This window comes from Streptomyces sp. NRRL B-24572 (assembly GCF_002156145.1).
Classification (GTDB): domain Bacteria; phylum Actinomycetota; class Actinomycetes; order Streptomycetales; family Streptomycetaceae; genus Streptomyces; species Streptomyces vietnamensis.
On record NZ_MWIG01000908.1, the window covers coordinates 1 to 3,612 of the forward strand.

General features: G+C 72.9%; 5 protein-coding genes. 2 read left to right on the top strand and 3 right to left on the bottom strand.

The genetic code is table 11. The annotated features are described in order from the left end of the window. The 3 genes from CCN56_RS38065 to CCN56_RS38075 all read right to left on the bottom strand — a co-directional run. The coding region (locus tag CCN56_RS38065) for a tripartite tricarboxylate transporter permease (protein ID WP_086832234.1) at positions 1–1,004 on the bottom strand (1,004 nt) is incomplete at its 3' end. Between the two features lie 3 nt (positions 1,005–1,007). Then, entirely contained in the window at positions 1,008–1,538 is a 531-nt protein-coding gene (locus tag CCN56_RS38070) for a tripartite tricarboxylate transporter TctB family protein (RefSeq protein ID WP_086832235.1), read from the bottom strand. Next, positions 1,535–2,518, bottom strand: a complete 984-nt coding sequence (locus CCN56_RS38075; RefSeq protein WP_086832236.1) for a tripartite tricarboxylate transporter substrate binding protein — start codon at positions 2,516–2,518, stop codon at positions 1,535–1,537. The genes CCN56_RS38070 and CCN56_RS38075 overlap by 4 nt, the downstream gene beginning before the upstream one ends. Before the next feature lie 134 nt (positions 2,519–2,652). Between CCN56_RS38075 and CCN56_RS38080 the strand changes: the two genes are divergently transcribed. Both CCN56_RS38080 and CCN56_RS38085 read left to right on the top strand, forming a co-directional pair. Continuing rightward, positions 2,653–3,321 carry a response regulator gene (locus CCN56_RS38080; RefSeq protein WP_086832237.1) on the top strand — a complete coding sequence of 223 codons (669 nt, stop codon included), beginning with the start codon at positions 2,653–2,655 and terminating at the stop codon, positions 3,319–3,321. A gap of 109 nt (positions 3,322–3,430) precedes the next feature. Continuing rightward, a partial coding sequence (locus CCN56_RS38085) for a lytic polysaccharide monooxygenase (RefSeq protein WP_373412950.1) occupies positions 3,431–3,612 on the top strand: 182 nt, incomplete at its 3' end.

Sequence of the window (3,612 nt, forward strand, 5' to 3'; positions counted from 1 at the left end):
GCGGCCAGCATCACGGCGGCGACGGCCGTCGTGGGCAGCCCGAGGGTCAGCATGGAGACGAGCGTGCCGGCGGCGGAGGCCGAGGCCGCCGATTCGGGTCCGGCCACGCCTTCGATGGCGCCCCTGCCGAACTGGTCCCTGTGCTTCGAGAGCCGCTTCTCCGTGACGTACGAGAGGAAGGTCGGGATCTCCGCGCCGCCGGCCGGGATCGCGCCGAACGGGAAGCCGATGAGGGGACCGCGCAGCCAGGACTTCCAGGTGCGCCGCACGTCGTCCTTGCCGAGCCAGGGGCGGCCGACCGGGATGGCCTCGCCCGAGGTGCGGCGCAGGTGTGCGGCGACCCACAGGGCCTCGCCGATCGCGAAGAGGCCGACCGCGACGATGACGACGTCGACGCCGTCGGCGAGCTGGAGCGAGCCGAAGGTGAGGCGCTGCTGCCCGGTCATCTGGTCGAGGCCGACCAGGCCGATGGTGAGGCCGATGAGCAGCGAGGCGAGGCCGCGGATGCGGGAGGAGCCGAGGACGGAGGTCACCGCGATGAAGGCGAGGACCATGAGGGCGAGGTAGTCGGGGGCGCCGATGTCGACGGCGAGCGCGGCGACGGTCGGGGCGAGGACGACGAGCAGGGTCGTGCCGATCATGCCGCCGGCGAAGTGGCCGATGGCGGCGGCCGCGAGGGCCTGTGCGCCGCGCCCGGACTTGGCCATCGGGTTGCCCTCGATGGCGGCGACGACGGCCGCGCTCTCGCCGGGGGTGTTGAGGAGGATCGAGGTGGTGGAGCCGCCGAACATGGCGCCGTAGTAGATGCCGGCGAACATGATGAACGCGCCGGTCGGTTCGAGTCCGTAGGTCACCGGGAGCAGCAGGGCGACGGCCATGGCGGGGCCGATGCCGGGCAGGACGCCGATGGCGGTGCCGAGGAGCACGCCGATGGCGGCCCACAGCAGGTTGATCGGGGTGAGGGCGGTCCCGAAGCCGTCGATGAGGGAGTTCAGGGAATGCACGGGTCAGATCACTCCCATCAGCGGGCCGCCGGGGAGCGGGACGCCGAGCAGCCGGTCGAAGACGACGTAGGTGAGGAGGGAGAGGGCGGCCGCGACGAGCGGGTCGCGGGTGAGGTGGCGGCTGCCGAGGGCGTACGCCGCGCCCCAGAAGAGGAGGGCGCCGGCCACGGGGAAGCCGAGGGGGCCGATGAGGACGGCGAAGGCGAGGAAGACACCGGCGAGGAACAGGACGGTGCGCCAGTCGGCGGGTTCGGTCAGGTCGACGTCCTCGCCGCCCTCGGCCTGTCCCCGGCCGCCGCGCAGCACGTCGACGGTGAGGAGGACGGCGACGACGAGCAGGCCGCAGCCGACGACGAGGGGGACGGTGGCGGGGCCGACGGGGCCGCGTCCGGCGACGTCGGCGTCGAGGGTGAGGGCGTCGGTGAGGACGAGGACGCCGAGGAGGAACAGCAGGGCGCCGACGCCGAGTTCGGACCGCCCGCGCAGCACGTTCTTCACGGTGGTCTTCGCGGTGGGCTTCACGGTGGTGGTCACAGGCCGAGCTCCTTGAGGACGGAGCCGACCCGCCGGTCCTGCTCGGTGAGGAAGGTGCCGAACTCCGCGCCGGGCAGGAAGGCGTCGTTCCAGCCGTGGGTCTTCAGCGACTCGCGCCACTGCGGGGAGCCGTGCAGCTCGGTCACGAGGGTGACGAGCTTCTGGCGTTCGGCGTCGGAGAGGCCGGGCGGGGCCACGATGCCGCGCCAGTTGGTGAACTCGGTGTCGAGACCGGCCTCGCGGAGCGTGGGGGCGTCGAGGCCGGGGACCCGCTTCGGGCCGGTGACGGCGAGGAGGCGCAGCTCCCCCGCCTTGATCTGGTCGAGGTACTCGCCGACGCCGGAGACGCCGAAGCCGACCTTGTCGCCGAGGATCGAGGCGAGGAGCTCGCCGCCGCCGTCGAAGGGCACGTAGTTGACGTCCTTCGGCGCGATCCCGGCGGCCTGGGCCATCAGCATCGGGGCGAGGTGGTCGGGGCCGCCGGGCGAGGAGCCGCCGCCGACGGGCAGCTTGCCGGGGTCCTTCCTCCAGGCCGCGAGGAGCTCCTGGATGGTCTTGTACGGGGAGTCCTTGCCGACCACGACGATGTCCTGCTCCTCGGTGAGCCGGGCGATCGGGGTGGTGTCGGCGAGGGTCCTGGGCGTCTTGTTGGTGTGGACGGCGCCGACGACACCGAGGCCCATGGACATGGCGAGGCGGCCGTTGCCGCGCTCGCCGACGAGCCGGGTGAGGCCGACGGTGCCGCCCGCGCCGGGCAGGTTGAAGACCTCGACGTCGCCGGTGAGGCCGGCTTCCTCCGCGTTCTTCGCCGCGGTGCGGGCGGTGATGTCGTATCCGCCGCCGGGGGTGTTGGGGACCATGAAACGCAGGCCGGGTATCGCGGTGCCGGTGTCGGAGCCGGTGCCCGGGGTGAGCAGCGGTGGACCGACGAGGACCAGGAGAGCCGCCCCGAGGAGGGCGAAGGGGGTGCGCAACCGCACGTGTGCCGCCTCTCGGTCAGAGGGGAAGGGGGGTGTGAGGTGGCCCACATGTTGCCCTCGCGTGAGGAAGCTGTCTCTCTTCCGCAATCAACGGACGTTGTGGTCGTTGTGGTCGGGACCTACCGTGGGTCGGCGTGACGAAGGTGCTGGTCGTGGACGACGACTTCATGGTCGCCAAGCTGCACTGCCGCTATGTGTCGGCGGTGGCGGGCTTCACCGTGGCCGGGGTCGCGCACAGCGGCGCGGAGGCGCTCCGAGCGGCCGAACGGCTCCACCCCGACCTGGTGCTCCTCGACGTCTTCCTGCCCGACATGGACGGGGTCCGGGTGCTGCGGGAGCTGCGCGCGGCCGGTCTGGGCATGGACGCGCTCTTCATCACGGCGGCGCGGGACGTGGGCACGATCCGCTCGGCGCTGCGTGCCGGGGCCCTGCACTATCTGATCAAGCCGTTCACGCAGGCGGCGCTGCACGAGCAGCTGCGGCACGTCGCCTCCCTCCGCAGCCGCCTCGACCAGCTCGACGAGGCCCGGCAGGAGGACGTCGACCAGATCTTCGGCACCCGCCCGCGCGGCTCCCGCGAGCTCCCGAAGGGCCTCGCCGCGCACACGGCCGACCTGGTCGACTCCGTCCTGCGGGCCCACCCCGAGGGCCTGTCGGCGACGGAGTGCGCCGAACTGGGTTCCCTGTCCCGCGTGAGCGCCCGCCGCTACCTGGAGTACTTCGCGGAGACGGGCCGCGCGGAGGTCACGCTGCGGTACGGGGGGACGGGCCGCCCGGAGCGGCGCTACCGGCGGTTGGGGTGACGGTTCCTGAGAGGCCTCTTACACAGGCCTTAAGGCGGTCCTAAGGGCCGTCGTCCGCGCTTCCCCCGGGGCTAGTTTGCGGGGCGTCCCCCCTCTGAAGGAGTCCCCCGTGAGCTCACGCCGTACCGTCGCCGTCACCACCGCCGCTCTGGTCCTGTCCGGACTCGCCGCCTCTCCCGCTCTCGCGCACGGATCGATGACCGACCCGGTGAGCCGGGTCGCGGCCTGTTACGCGGAGGGGCCGGAGGCGCCGAGGTCGGCGGCGTGCAAGGCGGCGGTGGCGGCGAGCGG